The sequence below is a fragment of the Kitasatospora sp. SUK 42 genome, from assembly GCF_015776785.2.
Classification (GTDB): domain Bacteria; phylum Actinomycetota; class Actinomycetes; order Streptomycetales; family Streptomycetaceae; genus Kitasatospora.
The window spans coordinates 380,305-400,730 of sequence record NZ_LFMD02000002.1 but is presented as its reverse complement, the minus strand read 5'-3'; the positions used below and the strand labels follow the sequence as shown (position 1 = coordinate 400,730).

At 73.3% G+C, this 20,426-nt stretch carries 17 protein-coding genes and 1 pseudogene; 7 read left to right on the top strand and 11 right to left on the bottom strand.

Annotation, left to right across the window (positions count from 1 at the left end):
• The first annotated feature begins 139 nt into the window (after window positions 1-139).
• The 3 genes from ettA (at window position 140) to RZ50_RS01675 (ending at window position 3,164) form a co-directional block, all read left to right on the top strand.
• Window positions 140-1,804, top strand: coding sequence for an energy-dependent translational throttle protein EttA (gene ettA / locus RZ50_RS01685; protein WP_196947117.1), 1,665 nt, complete (start codon window positions 140-142; stop codon window positions 1,802-1,804).
• Between the two features lie 127 nt (window positions 1,805-1,931).
• A complete protein-coding gene (locus tag RZ50_RS01680; RefSeq protein WP_196947116.1) occupies window positions 1,932-2,426 on the top strand; it encodes a thioesterase family protein in 495 nt (164 codons plus the stop codon).
• A 45-nt stretch (window positions 2,427-2,471) separates the two neighbouring features.
• Window positions 2,472-3,164 carry a hypothetical protein gene (locus tag RZ50_RS01675; protein ID WP_196947115.1) on the top strand — a complete coding sequence of 231 codons (693 nt, stop codon included), beginning with the start codon at window positions 2,472-2,474 and terminating at the stop codon, window positions 3,162-3,164.
• A 224-nt stretch (window positions 3,165-3,388) separates the two neighbouring features.
• On the opposite strand, the gene RZ50_RS01670 is transcribed toward RZ50_RS01675, so the two are convergent.
• The 10 genes from RZ50_RS01670 to RZ50_RS01625 form a co-directional block, all read right to left on the bottom strand.
• Window positions 3,389-3,793, bottom strand: a complete 405-nt coding sequence (locus tag RZ50_RS01670; protein WP_196950434.1) for a globin — start codon at window positions 3,791-3,793, stop codon at window positions 3,389-3,391.
• A 125-nt stretch (window positions 3,794-3,918) separates the two neighbouring features.
• Window positions 3,919-5,058, bottom strand: a complete 1,140-nt coding sequence (locus RZ50_RS01665; RefSeq protein ID WP_254801949.1) for an ABC transporter permease — start codon at window positions 5,056-5,058, stop codon at window positions 3,919-3,921.
• A gap of 73 nt (window positions 5,059-5,131) precedes the next feature.
• Window positions 5,132-6,049, bottom strand: coding sequence for an ABC transporter ATP-binding protein (locus RZ50_RS01660; protein ID WP_196950433.1), 918 nt, complete (start codon window positions 6,047-6,049; stop codon window positions 5,132-5,134).
• A 173-nt stretch (window positions 6,050-6,222) separates the two neighbouring features.
• Window positions 6,223-7,386, bottom strand: a complete 1,164-nt coding sequence (locus RZ50_RS01655) for an FHA domain-containing protein (RefSeq protein ID WP_217680189.1) — start codon at window positions 7,384-7,386, stop codon at window positions 6,223-6,225.
• A 73-nt stretch (window positions 7,387-7,459) separates the two neighbouring features.
• Entirely contained in the window at window positions 7,460-8,815 is a 1,356-nt protein-coding gene (locus RZ50_RS01650; protein ID WP_196949155.1) for a VWA domain-containing protein, read from the bottom strand.
• Between the two features lie 168 nt (window positions 8,816-8,983).
• Complete coding sequence (locus RZ50_RS01645) at window positions 8,984-10,264, bottom strand: PP2C family serine/threonine-protein phosphatase (protein ID WP_196949156.1); 1,281 nt, start codon at window positions 10,262-10,264, stop codon at window positions 8,984-8,986.
• A gap of 3 nt (window positions 10,265-10,267) precedes the next feature.
• Window positions 10,268-12,769, bottom strand: a complete 2,502-nt coding sequence (locus RZ50_RS01640; RefSeq protein ID WP_196949157.1) for a serine/threonine-protein kinase — start codon at window positions 12,767-12,769, stop codon at window positions 10,268-10,270.
• Window positions 12,770-12,774: 5 nt separating this feature from the next.
• Complete coding sequence (locus RZ50_RS01635) at window positions 12,775-14,142, bottom strand: hypothetical protein (protein ID WP_308271164.1); 1,368 nt, start codon at window positions 14,140-14,142, stop codon at window positions 12,775-12,777.
• A gap of 190 nt (window positions 14,143-14,332) precedes the next feature.
• The gene (locus RZ50_RS01630; RefSeq protein ID WP_196949158.1) at window positions 14,333-15,289 is read right to left on the bottom strand and encodes a transporter substrate-binding domain-containing protein; all 957 of its coding nucleotides are present in this window, start codon (window positions 15,287-15,289) and stop codon (window positions 14,333-14,335) included.
• 14 nt (window positions 15,290-15,303) lie between these two features.
• Entirely contained in the window at window positions 15,304-16,830 is a 1,527-nt protein-coding gene (locus tag RZ50_RS01625) for a hypothetical protein (protein WP_217680187.1), read from the bottom strand.
• A gap of 347 nt (window positions 16,831-17,177) precedes the next feature.
• Between RZ50_RS01625 and RZ50_RS01620 the strand changes: the two genes are divergently transcribed.
• Both RZ50_RS01620 and RZ50_RS01615 read left to right on the top strand, forming a co-directional pair.
• Window positions 17,178-17,753, top strand: a complete 576-nt coding sequence (locus RZ50_RS01620) for a nucleosidase (RefSeq protein WP_196950505.1) — start codon at window positions 17,178-17,180, stop codon at window positions 17,751-17,753.
• 31 nt (window positions 17,754-17,784) lie between these two features.
• Window positions 17,785-18,300 (top strand): DinB family protein, encoded by a 516-nt coding sequence (locus tag RZ50_RS01615; RefSeq protein ID WP_308271159.1) that lies wholly within the window; start codon window positions 17,785-17,787, stop codon window positions 18,298-18,300.
• 88 nt (window positions 18,301-18,388) lie between these two features.
• Here RZ50_RS01615 and RZ50_RS01610 read toward each other — a convergent pair whose 3' ends face one another.
• Window positions 18,389-18,985: a cysteine hydrolase family protein gene (locus RZ50_RS01610; protein ID WP_196950504.1), complete on the bottom strand. Its 597-nt coding sequence runs from the start codon at window positions 18,983-18,985 to the stop codon at window positions 18,389-18,391.
• Between the two features lie 143 nt (window positions 18,986-19,128).
• Between RZ50_RS01610 and RZ50_RS01605 the strand changes: the two genes are divergently transcribed.
• Both RZ50_RS01605 and RZ50_RS01600 read left to right on the top strand, forming a co-directional pair.
• On the top strand, window positions 19,129-20,088 hold the full coding sequence (locus RZ50_RS01605) for a GlxA family transcriptional regulator (protein WP_196950503.1): 960 nt from the start codon (window positions 19,129-19,131) through the stop codon (window positions 20,086-20,088).
• A gap of 146 nt (window positions 20,089-20,234) precedes the next feature.
• Window positions 20,235-20,426 (top strand): annotated as a pseudogene (locus tag RZ50_RS01600) (ISL3 family transposase); the annotation flags it as partial.

Genomic DNA, 20,426 nt, shown 5'->3' with positions numbered 1-20,426 from the left:
CGTGACCGGCGGTCGGCGGCGCGGTGCCGTTCCGGATACCCCCGCAGGGTCACCTGCGCGATTCGGGCCTCCGGGCCCGGTGCGGCACAATGGAAGGCTGCAAGCCGAATTACTCCCGACGACGCCGGAGCGATCTCACGTGGCGGAATACATCTACACGATGCGCAAGGTGCGCAAGGCTCACGGAGACAAGGTCATCCTTGACGACGTGACGCTCAGCTTCCTCCCCGGAGCGAAGATCGGCGTCGTGGGCCCCAACGGTGCGGGTAAGTCCACCGTGCTGAAGATGATGGCCGGCCTGGAGCAGCCCTCCAACGGCGACGCCTTCCTCTCGCCCGGCTTCACCGTCGGCATGCTGCTCCAGGAGCCGCCGCTGGACGAGTCCAAGACGGTCCTGGAGAACGTCCAGGACGGCGTCAAGGAGATCAAGGGGAAGCTCGACCGCTTCAACGAGATCGCCGAGCTGATGGCGACCGACTACTCGGACGCGCTGCTCGACGAGATGGGCAAGCTCCAGGAGGAGCTGGACCACGCCGAGGCCTGGGACCTGGACGCCCAGCTGGAGCAGGCCATGGACGCCCTGGGCTGCCCGCCCGGCGACTGGGCGGTCACCAAGCTCTCCGGTGGCGAGAAGCGCCGCGTCGCGCTCTGCAAGCTGCTGCTGGAGGCCCCCGACCTGCTGCTGCTCGACGAGCCCACCAACCACCTGGACGCCGAGTCGGTGAACTGGCTGGAGCAGCACCTGGCCAAGTACAAGGGCACCGTCGTGGCCGTCACCCACGACCGGTACTTCCTGGACAACGTGGCCGGCTGGATCCTGGAGCTCGACCGCGGCCGCGCCATCGGCTACGAGGGCAACTACTCCACCTACCTGGAGACCAAGCAGTCCCGTCTCAAGGTCGAGGGGCAGAAGGACGCCAAGCGCGCCAAGCGTCTCAAGGAAGAGCTGGAGTGGGTCCGCTCCAACGCCAAGGGCCGCCAGGCCAAGTCCAAGGCCCGCCTCGCCCGCTACGAGGAGATGGCGGCCGAGGCCGACAAGATGCGGAAGCTGGACTTCGAGGAGATCCAGATTCCGCCGGGCCCGCGCCTGGGCAACATCGTCATCGAGGTCGAGAACCTCAACAAGGCCTTCGGTGAGAAGGTCCTGATCGACGACCTGAGCTTCACCCTGCCGCGCAACGGCATCGTCGGCATCATCGGCCCGAACGGCGCCGGCAAGACCACCCTGTTCAAGATGCTCCAGGACCTGGAGACCCCGGACAGCGGCACGGTCAAGGTCGGCGACACCGTCAAGATCAGCTACGTCGACCAGACCCGCGCCAACATCGACCCGAAGAAGACCCTCTGGGAGGTCGTCTCCGACGGTCTGGACTGGATCAACGTCGGCCAGGTCGAGATGCCGTCCCGCGCCTACGTGTCGGCCTTCGGCTTCAAGGGCCCGGACCAGCAGAAGCCGGCCGGCGTGCTCTCCGGTGGTGAGCGCAACCGTCTGAACCTGGCGCTCACCCTCAAGCAGGGCGGCAACCTGCTGCTCCTCGACGAGCCCACCAACGACCTCGACGTCGAGACGCTCTCCTCGCTGGAGAACGCCCTGCTGGAGTTCCCCGGCTGCGCCGTGGTCATCTCCCACGACCGCTGGTTCCTGGACCGAGTGGCCACCCACATCCTCGCCTACGAGGGCGAGAGCAAGTGGTTCTGGTTCGAGGGCAACTTCGAGTCGTACGAGAAGAACAAGATCGAGCGGCTCGGCGCCGACGCCGCCCGTCCGCACCGGGCCACGTACAAGAAGCTGACCCGGGGCTGACACCCAGCCGTCACGACGGCCCGGCAGACTGCTCCACGGGGCGGCCTGCCGGGCCGCGGCCCGCCGCCACCGCCGGCCGCCGCCGGGAACGGCGACGGCGGGCGACCGGACACCGAGGAGAACTCCCGTGGCTCGCCACATCTACGCCTGCCCGCTGCGCTGGTCCGACATGGACGCCTTCGGGCACGTCAACAACGTGGTCTTCCTGCGCTACCTGGAGGAGGCCCGGATCGACTTCATGTTCACCCAGGCCGCCGAGGCCGGTGCCGGGGAGTTCGCGGGCGGCTCGGTGGTGGCCCGCCACGAGATCGACTACAAGCGCCCGCTGGTGCACCGGCCGGAGCCGGTGACCATCGAGACCCGGGTGACCCACATCGGCGGCGCCTCGCTGACCGTCTCCTACGACATCAAGGACGTCCACGAGGACGGCAGCGAGACGGTGTACGTCCGGGCCTCCACCGTGGTCGTGCCCTACGACCTGGCCGAGGGCCGTCCGCGCCGGATCTCGCCGATCGAGCGGGAGTTCCTGTCCCGCTTCATGGACGAGCCCGCCTCCGCCGTGGAGAAGCCGGCCGCGGAAAGGCCGGCCGTGGAAGAGCCGGCGGCCGTCGCGGCAGTCTGAACGTCCACGTCCGAGGATCCGCGAACCGATTCGAGCTGACCTGCGTTGACCACCACCGCCCGCCTCGCCCTGACCGATGCCGGGGAGGCCGCCGACCTCTCCGCCTTCCTGCTGCGCCTGCTGCGCTTCGACAAGGCGGCGGCCGTGCGACTGCGGGCGGTGGCGCCGGCGGGGGAGGACGGCGTGCTGGCGGTCTTCGGCCGGCTGCCGCTGGGCGGTTCGGGCGCGCTGGTGATCCGTACCGCCCGGCTGGACGACCTGGACGAGCCGGTCGACCTGACGGTCTCCGCGGGCCAGCTGCTGGACGGCGTGGACGCCGAGGCGGGTACCGTCGCGCTGCCCACGCCGGTGACCGGCCCGTCCTGGGCCGGGCTGCTGCCGCCGCGGGCCGGCTGGCGGCCGGTCGGGGCCCCGCCGGTGGCCGAGGTGTACCCGGAACTGATGGCCGGAGTGCGGGAGTTCCGCGAGCGCAGCGAGGCCGTCCCGGAGCACCACCGCAGCCGCGCGGTGCTGGACGCCCTGGCGGACGAGATCTGGTCCCGCCCGGTCGGCGTGCTGCCGGAGCTGCCACTGCGGGCGGTGCACGCCGCGTACGTGATCGGCTTCCTGAGGCCGGGCGCCCCGCTCACCGTGCACCGGGCGGGCGGCTGGCTGCGGTTGAGCGCCCCGGCGGGCTCGGTGGTGGTGCGGACCGCTGCCGCGCCGGGGGCGGGGCTCGGGCTCAGCCCGATCCGCTAGGGCCTGTCTTCGAACTCGCGTCTGCGGGGCGGCGTTGGGGCACGCACCTCGCCGCGTTGTCGTCGGTCGCCAATGGCCCCCAGCCTTCGGCCGGGAGGTGCCCCCACCGCAGTGGCTCCCTCCTCCGCCTTGCGATGCACGCACCCCAACGCCGCCCCGCCCGCCCTCCGGGCGGACGACGGGAGTTCGAAGACAGGCCCAGGCCCTGTCCGGCGAGCGGCGTCTCAGCCCGGGGTGTTGATCATCGAGGCGGCGGCGTAGGTCAGGTAGTCCAGCAGCTGCCGCTCGTGGTCGGCCGGGAGCTCCAGACTCCGTACGGCGGCTCCCATGTGGGTCAGCCAGGCGTCGTGCGCGGCCTTGTCGACCTTGAACGGTGCGTGCCGCATCCGCAGCCGAGGGTGGCCGCGACGCTCGCTGTAGGTGCGCGGGCCGCCCCAGTACTGCATCAGGAACAGCGCCATCCGCTCCTCGGCCGGGCCGAGGTCCTCCTCGGGGTACATCGGCCGCAGCAACTCGTCCTCGGCGATGCCTTCGTAGAACCGCCGGGCCAGTCGGCGGAAGGTCGGTTCGCCGCCGACCTGGTCGAAGAAGGTCTCCTCGCTGAACGTGCCTCGCCGGATCTCTGTCACCCGACCATGGTCGCAGACGCCGACGGGGTCGTACACCGGGACCAAAGGCGTACGACCCCGTCGGGCCTGTCCGATCCAGGGCCCGGGGCTCAGGTGCTCAGGGCTCGGGAATCAGCGGAGGACGGTCAGGCGTCCTCCCACTTGAACAGCTTCCAGGCGAGCCCGGTGAGCACGGCCGCGAAGAGCAGCAGTCCGCCCATGGTGGGCAGGGCGTCCATGACGCCGCCGCCGCGGGTCAGCACCGACTGTGCGGTCTCGACCAGGTAGTGCAGCGGCATGACCTTGGAGACGGCCTGCAGCCAGCTCGGAGCGCCGTCCATCGGGAAGAACGAGCCGGACAGGAAGGACATCGGCAGCACGATGACCTGGGAGATGCCGTTCGCCGCCTCCTCGGTCTTGGCGACCGACCCGGCCAGCAGGCCGATCGACATGAAGGCGAGCGTCGCGCAGGCCACCAGCGGGAGCACCAGCCACCAGTTGCCGGTGAGCTTGAGCCCGAAGAAGCTGGTCGCGACCACCAGGAAGACGGCGGTCTGGAGGAACGCGGTCAGCAGCGAGACCAGGATCCGGGAGCTGACCACGGTGCCGGCGCTGATCGGGGCCAGCCGCAGTCGGCGCAGCAGCTTGGTCTTGCGCCAGTTGACCAGGGTCAGCGCGGCGCCGAACACCGCGCCGGTGGCGACGGCCCAGCCGAGCAGGCCGGGGGTGAGGAACTGGATCGGCTTGAGCGACTTGTCCTCGACCTGCTGGGCGTCCAGCACGTAGGCCGGCTTCTGGCCGGTGGCCGCCTGGTTGGCGTTCTGGACCACCGAGTCGACGATGCCCTGGAGCGCGCCCGCGCGGACGGTGTCGGCGGCGGTGAAGCGCAGCTCGACCTTGCCGTCCGGGCCCTGCTTGATCAGCGCGTCGTAGTCGCCCTTGCGGACCTTCTCCAGCGTGGCGGCCTCGTCGTCGGTCCTGGTGATGGTGAGGACCTTGTCCAGCCCGACCCGCTCCTCGCCCTGGATCGAGTCGAACAGCTTCACCGCGCCGACCTGCGCCACCTTGGCGTGCGGGCTGCCCGAGCCCTTGGTCATGCTGCCGAAGAACACCAGGAACACCAGCGGGAACAGCAGGATGAAGAAGGTCGCGGTGCGGTCGCGCTTCATGCCGAGCAGCATCGCGCGGGACAGGCTCCAGAACGCGCTGACCCGGTCCCGCCCTCCGGCGTCGCCGGTCGGACCGCCGCCCCGGGCGGAGGCCTTCGGCTCGGTGCTCGTACTCATGCGCCCGCCTCGCTTCGCTCGGCAGGGGCATTCGCCCATGCGCACCTCTTGATGATTCGCCTGCTTCGCTCGCTCATGCGCGGAACTCCCGTCCGGTCAGCTGGAGGAAGACGTCCTCCAGGGTGGCGCCGCGCACTTCGAGGCCGCGCAGCGCGTTCTGCTCGGCCAGGACGCTGAGCACCGGGGCCGGGAGGCGGGTGGAGACGGAGAGCGAGACGGTGTCGTCCTCCAGGGTGGCGATGTCGGCGCCGGCCGCGGTGAGCAGCTCGCGGGCCCGCTCGACCGGCAGTTGGCCGGAGGCGACGCTGATCCGGACGGTGTCGTCGATCTCGCGGATCAGGGCCGCCGGGGCGCCGGTGTGCAGGATCCGGCCGTGGTCCATGATCGAGACCCGGTCGCAGAGCACCTCGGCCTCGTCCAGGTAATGGGTGGTCAGGACGACCGTACGGCCTTCGGCGTTGATGTCCCGCAGCAGGTCCCACAGGTTGCGGCGGGCCTGCGGGTCGAGGCCGGTGGTGGGCTCGTCCAGGAAGACGAGCTCCGGGTCGTGGGCCAGCGCGCAGGCGATCGACAGGCGCTGGGCCTGTCCGCCGGACATCTTCTCGGTGAGGGCCTCGGCCTTGTCGGCGAGGCCGACCCGCTCCAGCATCGCATCGGCCCGCTTGGGGCCGACCCCGTAGAACGACGCGAAGGTGCGGATCGTCTCCCGGGCCGTCAGTTTCCGGAAGAAAGCGGAGGCCTGGAACTGCACGCCGATGCGCGGCAGCAGTTTCGGATTGCGGGGCCAGGGGGCCATCCCCAGCAGCTCGACCCGGCCCTCGTCGGGTTTGCGGACCCCTTCCAGGATCTCCATGGTGGTGGTCTTCCCGGCGCCGTTGGGGCCCAGGATCCCGTAGAACTCGCCGGCCTCAACGGTGAGGGACACCCCGTCGACGGCCTGCACATCCCCGTACCGCTGACGGACGCCGTCAGCGGATATAGCAGCAGTCATGAGCCCTGAGAATAGGGCCACTAGTGGACTTTGTGCACACCTGCGGCAGGGAATCCGGGGATTTCCTGAGGAAAGGGGGGAAGAAAAGCGGGCCGGGCGGATGTCGAATTCCGCCCGGCCCGGCCGGAGTTGTCACTGATGCGTCATCACCGACGCAATCGGCGAAGTGGTGTTCAGGCGCGGTGCACGGTGATCGTCGTCCAGGCGCCGATGTGGATCCGGTCGCCGTCGTTCAGCGGCACGGCGGTGTGCGGGGCGATCGGCTCCGCGCCGCCGTTGACGGTGGTGCCGTTGGTGGAGTCCTGGTCGACCAGCACCCAGCTGCCGTCCGCCTGTTCGGCGAGCAGCGCGTGCTGGTGCGAGGCGCCCGGGTCCTCCGGCGGCACGGACAGGTCGATCTCCGGGACGGTGCCCCGGTGCTGGCTGCGCCGGCCGATCCGCAGCTGGCCGCGGCCGGTCAGCGGGATGCGGCGCTCGGGGCAGTACGGCGGGAAGAACAGGCCGGCCGCCTCGGGGCCGCTGCGGGCCATCATCTCGGTGAAGTAGTCGCGGTCGGCCGAGACCACCGCGATCCAGTTGGGCCGGACCGGCTCCACCGGCACGGCCTCGGGCTGGGACTGCTGCTGCGGCGGGGCGAGGTGGAAGGAGGTGCCGAAGTCGCCGCCCCGGGTGTTCGGGCCGGGGCCGGTCGGCTGGGCGTACACCGGGCCGGAGTCCTCGCGCACCAGGGACTCGGGGAAGGCGCCCTCCGGCGGAGGGTAGCCGTAGGTGTGCGGCTGCGCGGGCTGCTGCGGCTGCTGCGGTTGTTGGGGCTGCTGCGGGATCGGCGGGGCCTGCGGCGGCGCGGCGGGGCCGCCGTAGGACGCCGGGATGTTCAGCGGCGGCGGGGGCTGGGCCGGCCCGGGCCCGGGCACGCCGACGGCCGGGGCCTGCCGGCGCGAGGGCGTGGACAGCTCGTAGTCGTAGCCGCACTCCTCGCAGAAACGGCCGGTCTGCGGGCTGCGGCAGATCGGGCAGAGGGACAGGCCCTCGGTGAGGCCGGGCGGCGCCGCGGGCGACGGCACGGCCCCGGGCGGCAGGTAGGCGCCCGGGGGCGGGTACGCGCCGGGCGGCGGCGGGACGGCTCCCGGCGGTGCGGGCGGAGGCGGCGGCGCACCGAAGGACGCCCCGCCGTGCTGCGGGTGCCCGGTGGGTGCGCCGGGCACGTGTCCGGAGCCGGGCGCACCCGGGTAGCCCCCGTGGGCACCCGGGGCCGGGGCCGGTGGAGTCATCGGGAAGCCGCAGAAGTCGCACCAGTCCTCGGCCTGCGACTCGTGGCCCCTCGGGCAGATCGGCATCAGGTCCCCCTCGTTTCGGGCCGGTGTGGTGCGGTGTCGCGCCGGGCGGCCGGCCCGATCACGTCTTCAGCGGTCACTTCTTCACACGTACCGTCTTGGTCGACCGGGTCTCAAGGGTCATCGAGTCGGCCTCGCTCACGTCCTTACGGAACCGAACCGTACCCTCCTTCGGGTCCACCACGTCCACCACCTTCTGCAGCAGCTTGTAGGTGCCCTCGTTCCCGGTCGCGTGCGCGATCCGGACGGCGGCGCCCAGCTTGGAGGTGGCGGTGTCGACGTCCCCGGCGCGGTGGGCCTCCAGGCCCTCCTGGATCGAGGAGGCGAGCTCGGCCTGCCCGGTGTAGTGGGCGACCTGGGGGCTGATCCGGGTGGAGGAGGCCAGGTCGTCCGTCCAGACCGCCTTGACCAGGCCCTGGCTGAGCACCTCGGGGGTGCCGCCGCCGACCTGCGGGGGCAGCACCAGACTGATCCGGGCGGCGAGCATCTCGTTGCCGACCGAGGCGGCCGGGACCTCGACGCAGACGTGGTAGTCGCGGCTCTCGTCGCCCCAGGAGCCGGTCGGGTAGTCGCCGGCCCGGGGGCCGGCCTCGGTGCGGCGGCCGGTCAGGTCCTCGACCGAGGGGGCGACCTGCTTCACGAACTTGACGGTGGCGTTGGCCGGGGTCCAGATCCGCAGCGCGACGTCGGCGACCTGCTTGCCCATCGCGCCGGTCATCATCGAGCGGAAGTCCTCGGCCAGGCCGGAGGGTTCGGCGACGATGTCGGTGGTGCCGAGCAGCGCCGAGGAGATCTTGCGCAGCTCGTCGATCCGCCAGTCGGTGCCGACGCCGCGGCAGTCGGCGGTGAAGTGGCCGGTGACCCGCTCGATGTTGCGCGCGAGGTCCTCCGCCGACTCGTGCTCGTTGTTGCCGTCGGTGAGCAGGATGGCGTGCCGGATGGCGATGTCGCGGCGGGTGAGGAACAGCTTGTCGGCCTTGGCCAGCCAGGTGCCCATCGCGGTGCCGCCGGCCGCGGTGAGCCGGCGCAGCGCCTCCTTGGCCTGCCCGCGGGTGCTCGCCGAGGCGGTGGCGAGGGTGCCGTCGCCGGGGTAGATGTCGCGGGCCTCGTGGGTGCCGGCCACCACCGCGAAGGCGGTGCCGTCGCGCAGCGCGTCGATGGCGGCGGCGGTGGCCTCGCGGGCACCGTTGATCTTGGTCTTGGGGTAGTCCATCGAGCCCGAGCAGTCGACCAGGATCACCACGGCCGCGGTGGCGTCGCCGCCCTGGGCGCCGGCGTCGGTGATCCCGAGCGGGCGGCCGCCGGAGGTGCCGCCGCCGGTGGCGGTGACGGTGACGATGGCGTTGACCTCGCGGGCGCCGTCGGCCAGGTACTCGTTCTGGAAGATCTCCACGTCGAACCGGGGCAGGTTCGGCTTCGCCAGTGTTGCCATGGGGCGGTTGGCTCCCGTCGGTGAGGGGCGGATGTGGTCGGGGCGGTGGGGGGGGGGAGGTCCAGCGGGCCGGGGTGCCGGGCGGGCGGTCCGTCAGGTCCCGTCCGGTCTCGTCAGGTCTCAGCAGGTCCGCCAGAGCCGTCGGAGCCCTCGGGTCCGTCGGAGCCGTCAGGCCGTCGGCGGGTGCGGCGGCTGAGGCGGGACGGCCGGGGACGTCGGGGGCGCGGGCGGGGCCGGGGGCAGCGGGGCGGCGGGGGAGCCGATCACCGGGAGGTCCGGCAGGGTCGGCTCGTACTCCTCCTCCTCGACGTCCCGGCCGCCGTGCTCCGCGCTCGGCCGGGCGGGGACCACCCGCAGGTCCAGGGCGGTGGGCGTCTGCTCGGCCTCCTCGACGGCAGCCGCGGGCGGGTCGATCGGCAGCACCGCGACGGTGATGTTGTCGTGGCCGCCGGCCGCGACCGCGAACTTCACCAGGGTCTGCGCCGCCGCGAGCGGTTCGGTGCGGGCGTCCGGCCGGACGAAGTAGGCCAGGTCGGTGGCCGCCTCGGCGTAGTTCCACAGCCCGTCGGTGCAGATCAGCAGCACTCCGGGAACGTGCGGGGTGAAGTCCAGGGTGTGCGGCACGACCTCCTCGGCGTCGGCGCCGAGCCAGCCGGTGATCGCGTGGGCGCGCGGGTCGGCGTAGGCCTCGGCCTCGGCCATCAGTCCGGCCTCGACCATCCGGGCCGCCCAGGAGTCGTCCTGGGTGAGCCGGAAGGGCTCGGCGGCGGCGCGGTCGTCCGGGATCCAGTACGCCCGGGTGTCGCCCACCCAGCCGATGGTGACCCGGCCGCCCGCCGCTATCGCGCTGACGTAGGTGCAGGCGGGCGCGTTGAGGTCGGGGCGGGTGGGCCCGGCGCCGTCGATGGCGAGGTCGGCGACGGCCTTGGCGGCGTCGGCGATCGCCTGGCGCATCGCCTCGGTCGCGTCCCGGCCCGCCTCCAGCGAGCTGAGCAGGGACTCGGAGGCGGCGTCGACGGCGGTCTCCGAGGCCTCGTCCGGGCGGTCGGAGGAGGAGACGCCGTCGCACACCACGGCGACCACGACCGGCTCGCCGCCGGGCAGCGAGGTGGCGGCGACGGTGAAGGAGTCCTCGTTGCGGTGGTGGCGCACGCCGCGGTCGCTGACCCCGGCGACGCCCGCGAGCGCCTTCTCCATGTGGTCGCGGGGGCGCGGCTGGGCGCCGCCGCAGCCCTCGCAGTAGCCGTCCTCGGCGACCTGTGCCTGCCCGCAGTGCACGCAGACCGGCCCGCGCTGCGGCGGTACGGCCTCACCGCGGGCGGCGGCCCAGCTCACGGGCATCGCGCCCGGGGCCGCCCGGCCGTCCCGGCCGGTCCCGCAACGGCCGCAGAAGGCGTCCTCCGGGTCCATCGGCTCGGAACAGCTCTGGCACTCGGTCTGCTGCGGCATCGGCTACACCCACGTCCTGGGGCGGGCCCGGTTGGCCCGTTCCACCATCTCGATCCTCGTCTCCGCCCGGTCGGCCAACCGGGCGAGTACCCGGTAGGACTGTTCCAGGGCGAAGCGCAGTTCCCGCTCGACGGCGGGACGTCCCAGCACCACGGTGGCGCCGGCGTGCTCGGCGCCGGTCGAGCCGGCGGTGACCCACTCCAGGGCGGCGCCGAGCACCTCGACCGACAGCTCCTCGCGGCGGCGGTCGTCCAGCCGCAGCGCGGTGAGCTGCTCGGAGCCGGCGGTGAGGTCGGGGGCGAGCCGGTCGGTGGCGGGCCGGTCGCGCAGCCGGGCGCGGACGGCGGCGATCCGGGCGGCGGTGTACTGGTTGGACGTGGCCGGGACGGACTCCAGGACGCGCACCGCGCCGGGCCGGTCGCCCTCGGCCAGCCGGACCCGGGCGAGGCCGAAGGCGGCGCTCAGGTAGGCGTGGTCGGTGGTCCACACCAGCCGGTAGAACTCGGCGGCGTCGCCGCCGTCGCCGAGCAGCTCGGCGCAGATGGCCAGGGCCAGCTTGGGCGCGGCCTCGCCGGGGAAGGCGTCGTAGACCGCGTCGAAGGCCTCGGCGGCGGCGCGGAGGGAGGCTTCACCGCTCTGGTCAGCCCCGACCAGGGCGACCAGGCCGCGGTACCAGACCACCCGCCAGTCGTCCGGGTGCTCCTTCTCCAGCTCGGCCAGTTCGTTCACGGCCGTGCCGTGGCGGCCGAGTTCGAGCAGGGCGCGCAGTTCGCGCAGCCGGCTCTCGATCGAGACGACGGGGGCGCCGGCCAGGGTGGCGAGCGCCTCCTCCGGGTCGACGGCGAGCACGGTGGCGAGGAAGCCGGCGTTCGGGTCGCTCGGGTCCACCCGGGGTATGGGCAGCGCGAGTGCGGCGGCGGCCGGGTCCAGGGCGGCCACCCGCAGCTGCCCGGGCTGGGTCGTGGGCAGGACCAACTCGGTGTCGACGACGCGCAGTTCGGGGCCGAACAGGGTGGACAGCGCGGGCCGGGGCCGGTCGTCCTGGAGCGCCAGAACCTCCCGCAGCACGCCGGTGAGCTGGTCGGCCATCTCCTCGGCGGAGGCGAAGCGGCGGGCCGGGTCCGGGTCGGTGGCGCGGACCAGGAAGCGGTAGTACGACTCGTACCGGGCGAAGGCCTCGACCTCCTCGGGGCCGGGCAGCGAGTCGCGGTAGGTGCTGCTGTAGCCCTGGAAGTCGAAGGTGAGCACCGCGAGGGTGCGGGCCACGGTGTAGAGGTCGGAGGCGGGGGAGGGGCCGTCGGTGGCGATCTCCGGGGCCTGGTAGCCGATGGTGCCGTAGATCGGGCCGTCGTCGTCGAGGCGGCGGACCGCGCCCATGTCGATGATCTTGAGCGTGTCCCCGCTCTGGATCGCGTTGTCGATCTTGAAGTCGCAGTACACCAGGCCCCGGCCGTGCAGGTAGCCCAGCGCCGGGAGCGCCTCCAGCGCGTAGGCGATCGCCTGCTCGACGGGCAGCGGCTCGCGCCGTCCGTCCGGGGTGCGGCGGTCGTTGGCGATGTCCTTGAGCGACTTGCCGCCGACGTACTCCATCACGATGTAGCCGTCGGTGGAGCCGGTGCGCAGGTCCGGGTGCTCGGCGAAGTTGATGATCCGGACGATGTTCGGGTGGTCGACCTCGGCCAGGAAGCGGCGCTCGGCGACGGCCGCGGCCAGCGCGTCCTCGTCCCCGGTGTCCAGCAGGCCCTTGAGCACGACCCACTTGTCGTTGACCCGGCGGTCCACCGCCAGGTATATCCAGCCGAGCCCGCCGTGCGCCAGGCAGCCGACCACCTCGTACTGGCCGCCGACCAGGTCGCCGCGGCGCAGCTTGGGCGTGAAGGAGTACGGCGTGCCGCACTTGGTGCAGAAGCCGTCCGGGCGGCCCGGGTGGCCGTTCTTCTCCCGGCCCACCGGGGCCTCGCACTTGGAGCAGTACCGCTTGCGCTCGGGCACCTCGGGGTTGGCCAGCACCGCCTGCGCCGGGTCGGCGGTCTCCACGGTCGGCACGTTGACCAGGCCGGCGCCCAGCCGGTTGCGGGTGCCCGCGCTGACGCTGCCGCGGGTGGAGCGCACCGAGACCGAGCGGCCGCTGCCGGTGCGGGTGGAGCGGTGCGAGCGGGAGCGGCCGGACATCGAGCGGGCGGAGCCAGTGCGGGCCGACAGCGAGCGGACCGAGCCGCTGCGGCCGGAGTCCGGGGCGACCCGGGCGGAGGGGACGTACGGCTGGGTGACGCCGGTGTCGTCGCCGGGCGGGGTCAGGCCGCACTCGTCGCAGTAGCCGTCCGGGTCGATGGTGCCGGAGCAGTCGCGGGGGCACGGCGAGCCGGGGCCGGCGGTGGTCGGCGGGGGCGCGGCCGGGGTGGCCGTGGAGGCCCCCGCCGGGGCCAGCCCGCACTCGTCGCAGTAGCCGTCGGCGTCGATCCTGCCGCTGCCGGAGCAATCCGGCCGTACGCACGCCTCGCCCATCAACCTCAGCCCCCCTGTACCTGTCCGTCGACCGGCGTCTGGCCGGCCGCCTCCTGAGCCTGCCCGCCGTCGGCTTCCGCCTGGGCCGGGCGCAGCGACTGCTGGAAGCGGGCCACCGCGGCGGCCGCCGCCCGCAGGTCGCAGGGCGCGCTCCACAGCAGCCAGCGCGCCTTCTCGTACCGTTCGATCACTTCCGGGTCCTCGGAGACCCGCATCCGGGCCGCCATCGCCTTGTAGGCGTCCAGCCGGCCGCGCAGCTCGGCCCGGACGGCCAGCGGCTGGGTCACCTCGGTGAGCGACTGCCGGGCCCGGGTCAGCTCCTTGGCGGCGGCGTCCTCCAGGGCGTCCAGCAGCGGCGCCAGCCGGCCCCACTGCCCGCCCTGGCGCAGCTCCAGCGCGGTGACGATCCGTTCGCGCAGCGCCGAGGCCGGGCCGGGCACCACGGGGACGTCGCTGGACGCTATCTTCGCCAGCACCTCGCCGCGCGCCCGGCGGGCCTCGGCCAGGGTGGCGTCGGCCCGCTGGAGCAGGTCGCCGACGCCCTGCAGGCGCTCCTCGGCGTCGTCGCGCAGCCGCAGCAGGTTCTCCAGCTCCAGCCGGACGCCGTCCAGGGCCCGGCCGGCCCGGTCGAAGCGTTCGGTGTCGACCACCCCGGCGGGGCCGGCGAAGGCCGAGCCCTCGGGCACGGTGCCGCGCTGGGCGGGCACCCGGGCCGGGCGCCACAGTGCCAGCGGGTCCTCGCGCACCTCGGTGCGCAGGCCGGTGAGGTCGGCGGCCAGCCCGGTCAGGTCGTCGGCCAGCGGGTGGGCGCCGGCCCGCACGCCGAGTGAGACGGCCAGGGTCTGCACCCGCTGGAGTTCGGCGAGCAGCAGGTCGATCCGGGCGGGCAGCGCCGACCAGACCGCGTCGGCGGCGCTGACCACCTCCAGCACGGTGGCGTACCAGGAGTTCATCCGGGCCATCAGCGCGTCCAGGCTGATCCGCTCGACCAGCCTGGCGGGCGCGCCGAGTAGTTGCGGGCCGTCCGGCAGCGCGCCGCCCGGGACGGTCACCGCCTCGCCGGTCAACAGCTCGCTGAGCTCGGCGAGTTCGGGCGTTCCGGGCTTGGCCTTGCGGGCCCGTACGGCGCGGGCCGAGGCGAGTGCCTCGGAGTAGCGGTCGAACAGGGCCCACAGCAGCGGCAGGCCCTTGCCCGCGACGGACCAGCGCTCCAGGGTCCGCCCGGACAGCTCGGCACCGTCCAGCAGCCGCAGGCCCGGGTGGTCCTGGAGCGCGAGCAGCGCCGATTCGACCGCGTCCCGTTCGGCGCCGAGGCGCGCGAGGGCGCGGTCCACCTCCTCCCGGCTCAGTACCCGGCCAGCCGATGCCGCCACCGCGGTGTCCTTCCTTCCTCGCGTGCGATCCCGACGTGCGTGACGCGCGATCCCACGACATCCCCCGTGTCCACCACCGGTCTCCCCGTGGTGATCGTCCCGAACCATAGCCGGTGGCCGTGAGGGCGGGGTGGGCGCGGGGCGTCAAGACCGTGTCAACGGGCCGCCGGCTGGTGCGCCAGTTGACCGGTCAGTTGACGGGCCAGTACAGCGACGGGTCCTTGGAGCCGTCCGGCAGGTAGGGCTGGACCCACTTCTCGAAGGAGTTCTCCCAGCCGCGGTCCCGGTAGAAGTCGGAGATCACCTGGTTGACCCGGGCGGTGAGGTCGGTGCGGTCCTGCCGCATCGCCACGCCGATGGTCTCCGGCTGCTCGAAGCCGTCCACCAGCCGCACCGTCTGGTCCTGGGCGCTCTGACCGGCCGCCAGCTCGTCGTCGGTCATGGTGGCGTCGACCTGGCCGAGCTGCATGCGCACCAGGCAGTCCAGCTGGTTGTCCACCTGGACGATCCGCTTGGCGGTCCGCTTGGCGTCCAGCACCTTCCAGGCCACCGAGCCGCTCGCGGCGCACACCGTCTTGCCGGTGATCGCGTCGTCGACGTTGGCGGCCTTGGAGGAGTGCGGCACCAGGACCCGCTGCTTGATGTTGAAGTACGGCTGGGAGAAGGCGACCTTGTCCAGGTTGTCGCAGTTGATCGTCATGGTGCGGACGATCAGGTCGACCCCGCTGCCGTCGGTGGAGGTGAGGGCCGGGATCCGGTCGGCGGTCGCCACCGGCTTGAGCACCACCTTCTTCTCGTCGCCCATGACGTCCCGGCCGATCCGCTTGGCGAGGTCGATGTCGAAGCCTTCGAGGTTGCCGGTGTTGGGGTTGCGGGCGCCCCAGTGGTAGCTGTTCTGGTCCACGCCGATGACCAGGACGCCCTTGCTCTTGATGGCCTTCACGGACGGGCCGTCGGTGGCGCTCGGCGGTACGGGGACGGGCTTGCAGCCGTCCTTCTGCTCCTGGAGCGCCTGCTGCGCCTGCTGCGCGGTTCGGGTGGTGCCCGGCGCGGCGCCGGAGGGCGCGCCGGCGCCGAGCACGGCGGCCGCGGCCGTCAGCAGCGCCAGTGCCGCGGCCGGCCTGGTGCGTACGGTTCTGCTGCGCATCTGTCCGTTCCCCCTCATCGGTACTCGGCCAGTCGCCGGCCCAGGCCGAGCAGTGCCGCGGCCGCGGCCGCCACACCGAGCAGGGCGGCCGCGACGGCGGCGTTCCGGAGGTCGTTGTGGGTGCCGCCGGCGGCGTCCTCGAAACGCCGCTGCTCGATCCCGGCGGCCTGTTCGAGTGCCTTGTCGGTGGCCTTGAAGGCGGTGTCGGAGGTCTGCTGTTCGCCGTTGGCCGTCACGGTCGCGTTCAGGGCGGCCTGGTAGTCGGACTTCTTGAGCTCCAGGTCCCGTGCGGCGTCGTGCAGCCCGTGCCAGACGTCGTACTGCTTGGCGGCCTCCCGGAGCGCGGGCGCGGCGGCCCCCGGGGCGAGGTCCAGGGCCTGGGGCAGCGAGCCCGTCCGCCGCTCCATCGGAGCCTGCTGGTCGCCCTGCCCGACCAGGCTCGCGGTGGCGGCGTCCCACTGCTTGAGGTACTTGCCGGTGGAGCCACGGGCCACGTAGTGCAGGTTCTCGGCCAGCCGGGCCTGCAGCACGTCCACCCGGGCGGTGTCGAGGGCCCGCAGCGGGGCCGCGCCCTCGCGGTCGCTGCGGCGGAGCGCGTCGCCGGAGGTCAGGCCGGCGACGCCGAGCCAGAGCCCGCCGGCCAGGACGGCGGCGGTGGCGCCGAGCAGGCCGATGTTGAACACCCGGTTGGTGCGGCGGTACAGCGTCACCTGCACCCAGACCAGCGCGGCGAGGGTGACCGCCGCCAGGCCGTAGGCGGCCCAGGGGAAGGACTCGGCGTCGGCGTAGTCCCTGGTGAGCGCCTCGTTCTCGATCCGGGTCAGTTCGAGGGCGGCCGGCAGCAGGTCGGTCTGCATCTTCTCGGAGGCGTACCGCAGGTAGGCGCCGCCGAGCGGGATGCCCAGCCGGTCGTTGGCCCGTGCCGTCTCCACCAGGCCGGAGTACACCGGGAGTTGCTGGTTGAGCTCGGTGAGCTTCTGCTGGGCGGGGGAGGTCGCGGTGGTCCGGGCGGCGGCCTGCGAGATCAGCTCGGCGGCCGTCGCGAGGTCCTGCTCGTACTGGTCCCGGACCGCCTTCGGCTCGTCCCCGGCGAGCAGGAAGCCGGTGGTCGCGGTGGTGGCGGCGTCGGCCAGCCGGCGGTGGATGTCGGCCGCGTTCTGGCTCAGCGGCTGGCTGTACGAGACCACCCGGTCGGCGGCCTGGGCCCGGGCCTCCAACTGCCAGGCGGTGAGCCCGCCGAAGGCCACCGTGAGCACCGCGAGCGCCGCCCCGGCCAGCCGCAGCCGGCCCGGGGGCGTACGGGTGGCCTGCGCCAGCCGGGCGCGCACACCACGCTCCGGTACGCCCGCCCGCGGGCGCTTCGCGGGCGCGCCGCCGGGTCTGGGCGCGAGCGCGCCGCCCGTCCCCTGCGCCGCTCCCCGCGCCGCGGTCGTCGCCACGGCCGGCGCCGCGCCGGGGGCCGGGCCCGCCACGGCCGGCGGACTGCCCGGCCGTGCCGGGATCGCGGCGCCCGGTGCGCCGTTGCCTACTGGTGTTGCCACCTGCCTCATCCTCCCCTGGGACCGGACCCGCTCACCCGGGGTCCGACCGATGGCAGCAGTATGGCCGTGACTCCCAATGGCCACACCTGACTTGCGCCGCTCTTGAGCATGTCGTGCACGGTTTGCGCACGCTCTCGTACGACTCGGTACGTTTGTCCGGCCTGGCACGGTCCGTACGACTTGTGCGACTTGTACGGCCATGGTTTCGGCCTCGGTGTGGACCTGGTGAAACGCGTACCGCGCCAGTACGGAGAGGTGGCGATCGGAGCGACGCGGGCGGCGCCCCGTACGGTTCCGTGGCGTCGCCTCCCCGGGTGAGGCAGCGCCGTGCTCCGTACCATGGCCCCATGCGCTTGATTGGAACGATCTCGCCCGACCGCCCGCTGCTCGTCGTCGCCGTCCGCGAGGAGGCCGCCCACCTGGACGACCGGCTGCCTGTGCTGCTCACCGGGATCGGGAAGGTCAACGCCGCCGCGGCCCTGGCCACCGTGCTCGCCCAGGGCGAGAAGCCCTCCGAGGTGATCAACCTCGGCACGGCCGGTGCGCTGCGCTCCGGCTGGGAGGGCGTCCATCACGTCGTCCAGGTGATCCAGCACGACCTCGACACGGACGTGCTGCACACCCTCACCGGCCGCAGCTACGGCGCCCCGCTGGTGGTCGGCAAGGGGGACGGCCCGGTGCTGGCCACCGGCGACCTGTTCGTCTCGGAGCCGGCCGCCCGCGAGCGGCTGGCCGAGCACGCCGACCTGGTCGACATGGAGGGCTACGCCGTCGCGACCGTCGCCCACCGGGCCGGGGTGCCGGTGCGGCTGGTCAAGTACGTCAGCGACGAGGCCGGGGACGGCGCGGAGCACACCTGGCGGGAGTCGGTGGACGACTGCGCCCGGCACCTCGCGAACTGGGTGACCTCGCAGGGCTGGTGACGGCCGGCCCGGGGCGCCCTACGGTGGTGCGGTGATCGATGACACCACGCAGCAGCCGGCCGACGTCCGCCCGCCGTCCCTGAACGCCGACGAGCGGACCACCCTGCTGTCCTTCCTCGACTACCTGCGCCAGGCCGTGATCGGCAAGGTGGCGGGGGTCTCCGACGAGGACGCCCGCCGCCCCGGCGTCGCCTCCGGCACCAGCCTGCTGTGGCTGGTGCGGCACCTGACCGTGGTCGAGCTCAACTGGTTCGAGTGGGCCTACCGCGGGCTCGGCGCCGAGCCGTTGGAAACCGACGAAGTCCCGCTGGACGGCGCCACCCTGGCCGGGGAGATCGCCGCCTACCGGGCGGCGATCGCCCGGTCCAACGCGGTGGCCGCGGACGCCCCGGACCTCGACCGGCCGGGCGCGCGCTCGCTGCGGCCGGACGACACCGAGGGGCCCTCGCTGCGCTGGGTGCTGGTGCACATGATCGAGGAGACCGGGCGGCACGCCGGGCACGCGGACATCCTGCGGGAGCAGCTGGACGGCGCCGTCGGGCGCTGAGCCCGTCGACGGCCGCGGCGGGCGGGGGCCGCCCCCGCCCCCGCCCGCCGCCCCCCGCGCTGCCCGACGCCGTACCGGCCGCTGCCCCTCAGCGCTTGGCGGCTTCGAGCACCGTCTCCGTCGTGACCACCTTGGCGAAGCGCATCGCGTGCAGGGTCGTCGCGGTGGCGCGGGCGAGTTCGGCGGCGGGGACGGTCGTGCCGTCGGGGCCGGTCATGTCGAAGGAGTGCATGGCGTCGGTGGGGAAGATCGCGTCGTAGCCGAGGTTTCCGGCCATGCGAGCCGTGGTTTCACAGCACACGTTGGTGATGATCCCGGTGACCACCACCTGCCGGGCGCCGCGCTCCTGGAGCCAGGCGTGCAGGTCGGGGGTGCCGTAGAAGGCGCTGTTCACGGTCTTGGTGATGTGCAGGTCGGGAGTGATCCCGGCGACGAAGCCCTTGAGCCCGTGGCCGGGCGTGCCCTCGGCGAGCGGTCCGGCCGGGGAGGTGTGCTGCACGGTGACGACCGGGCGGCCGGTGGCCTGCCAGGCGGCGATCAGGTCGGCCATCCGCTGGTCGGCCTGGGGGTTGTCGCGCGGGCCGAAGAAGTCCTGGTCGTCGAAGCCCTGCTGGACGTCGATGAGGAGCAGGACGGCGTCGGGGTCGAGGGTGAGCGGGGCGTCGAAGGCGTCGGTGTTCGTCATGCCGTTCATGCTGCGGGGCGCCGCCAGTTTGGTGTGATGGGCGGGAATGCCGACCATCGATAGATTCCCGCCATGCTTCCTGCCGTGCCTCCCGTCACTCCTCCCGTCACGCTTCCCGCCGGGCTTCCTGCGATGCTTCCCGCATGCGAACGGTGGGTTGTCTGGTCTTCGACGGCGTCCGGGCCTTCGACTACGCGGTGATCGGCGAGGTGTGGGCCAACGGGGCCACCCGGCTCGGCACGCCCGCCTTCGACCTGCGGATCTGCGGGCCGGCCGGGGCCCGGGTACGGCTGGGCGGCGGGCTGGAACGCGTCCCCGACCACGGGCTCGACGCCCTCGCCGGGTGCGACCTGGTCGTGGTCCCCGGCGTCGAGGATCCGGACGCGGCGCGCGATCCCGCCGTCCTCGCCGCACTGCGGGCCGCCGCCGGGCGCGGCACCCCCGTCGCCTCCCTCTGCGCGGGCGCCTTCGTCCTCGCCGAGGCCGGCCTGCTCGACGGCCGCGAGGCCACCACCCACTGGGCGCTCGCCCCCGAACTCGCCCGCCGCTTCCCGGCGGTGACCGTCCGACCTGAGGTGCTCTTCACCGGCGGCGACGGCCTGTGGACCTCGGCGGGCGTCGCGGCGGGCATCGACCTCTGCCTGCACCTCGTCCGTACCGCCCACGGTCAGCGGGCCGCCGCCGCCATCGCCCGCGCCATGGTCACCGCCCCCTTCCGGGCCGGCGGTCAGGCCCAGTTCATCCCCACCCCGGTCCCTCCGCCGTCCGGGGACGACCCCCTCGCCCGCGTCCGCGCCGAGATACTCGCCTCCCTCGACACCCCCTGGACCGTCCGTGGCATGGCCGCCGCGGCCCACATGTCCGAACGCAGCTTCGCCCGCCACTTCACCGCCACCACCGGCACCACCCCGCTCCGCTGGCTCCTCGACCAGCGCATCCTCGCCGCCCAGCGCCTCCTGGAGGAGACCGACCTCCCCGTCGACGCCGTCGCCACCCACTGCGGCTTCACCTCGGCGGTCTCCCTCCGCCCCGTCTTCACCTCCCGGGTCGGCGTCGCACCCCGGGAGTACCGCCGGGCCTTCCGCGGCCGCGACGAGGGCTAGTCGTTCTGTCCCGTGAGGTTGGGGGCGCGGCTGGCGGGACTATCAGGATTCCGGCTCTTACAAGATTTTCGTAATCGTTGATCGCTTCAACTCGCCTGTGGTGTCGGCTTGTTGGCGGTGGCAAGCTGGCTGTGTGTGTTGTCGTGGTGGGGGACCTGCTGCCGCAGCTGGCCGCGGTGCAGGTCGAGCGAGTGGAGGCCAGCGGGGACCTGCTGCGGATCACGGCCCGGACCAGGGATGACGCTCCGGCGGTGTGTCCGGCGTGCGGGCAGGCGTCGGACTGGGTGCATTCGCGGTATGTGCGGCATGTCGCCGACGAGGCGGTGGGCGGCCGTGCG

Coding starts and splice junctions, on each gene's coding strand:
- RZ50_RS01665 (WP_254801949.1), bottom strand. CDS start 5,058: ATGAGTACGAGCACCGAGCCGAAGGCCTCCGCCCGGGGCGGCGGTCCG.
- RZ50_RS01660 (WP_196950433.1), bottom strand. CDS start 6,049: ATGACTGCTGCTATATCCGCTGACGGCGTCCGTCAGCGGTACGGGGAT.
- RZ50_RS01655 (WP_217680189.1), bottom strand. CDS start 7,386: ATGCCGATCTGCCCGAGGGGCCACGAGTCGCAGGCCGAGGACTGGTGC.
- RZ50_RS01650 (WP_196949155.1), bottom strand. CDS start 8,815: ATGGCAACACTGGCGAAGCCGAACCTGCCCCGGTTCGACGTGGAGATC.
- RZ50_RS01645 (WP_196949156.1), bottom strand. CDS start 10,264: ATGCCGCAGCAGACCGAGTGCCAGAGCTGTTCCGAGCCGATGGACCCG.
- RZ50_RS01640 (WP_196949157.1), bottom strand. CDS start 12,769: ATGGGCGAGGCGTGCGTACGGCCGGATTGCTCCGGCAGCGGCAGGATC.
- RZ50_RS01630 (WP_196949158.1), bottom strand. CDS start 15,289: ATGCGCAGCAGAACCGTACGCACCAGGCCGGCCGCGGCACTGGCGCTG.
- RZ50_RS01620 (WP_196950505.1), top strand. CDS start 17,178: ATGCGCTTGATTGGAACGATCTCGCCCGACCGCCCGCTGCTCGTCGTC.
- RZ50_RS01610 (WP_196950504.1), bottom strand. CDS start 18,985: ATGACGAACACCGACGCCTTCGACGCCCCGCTCACCCTCGACCCCGAC.
- RZ50_RS01605 (WP_196950503.1), top strand. CDS start 19,129: ATGCGAACGGTGGGTTGTCTGGTCTTCGACGGCGTCCGGGCCTTCGAC.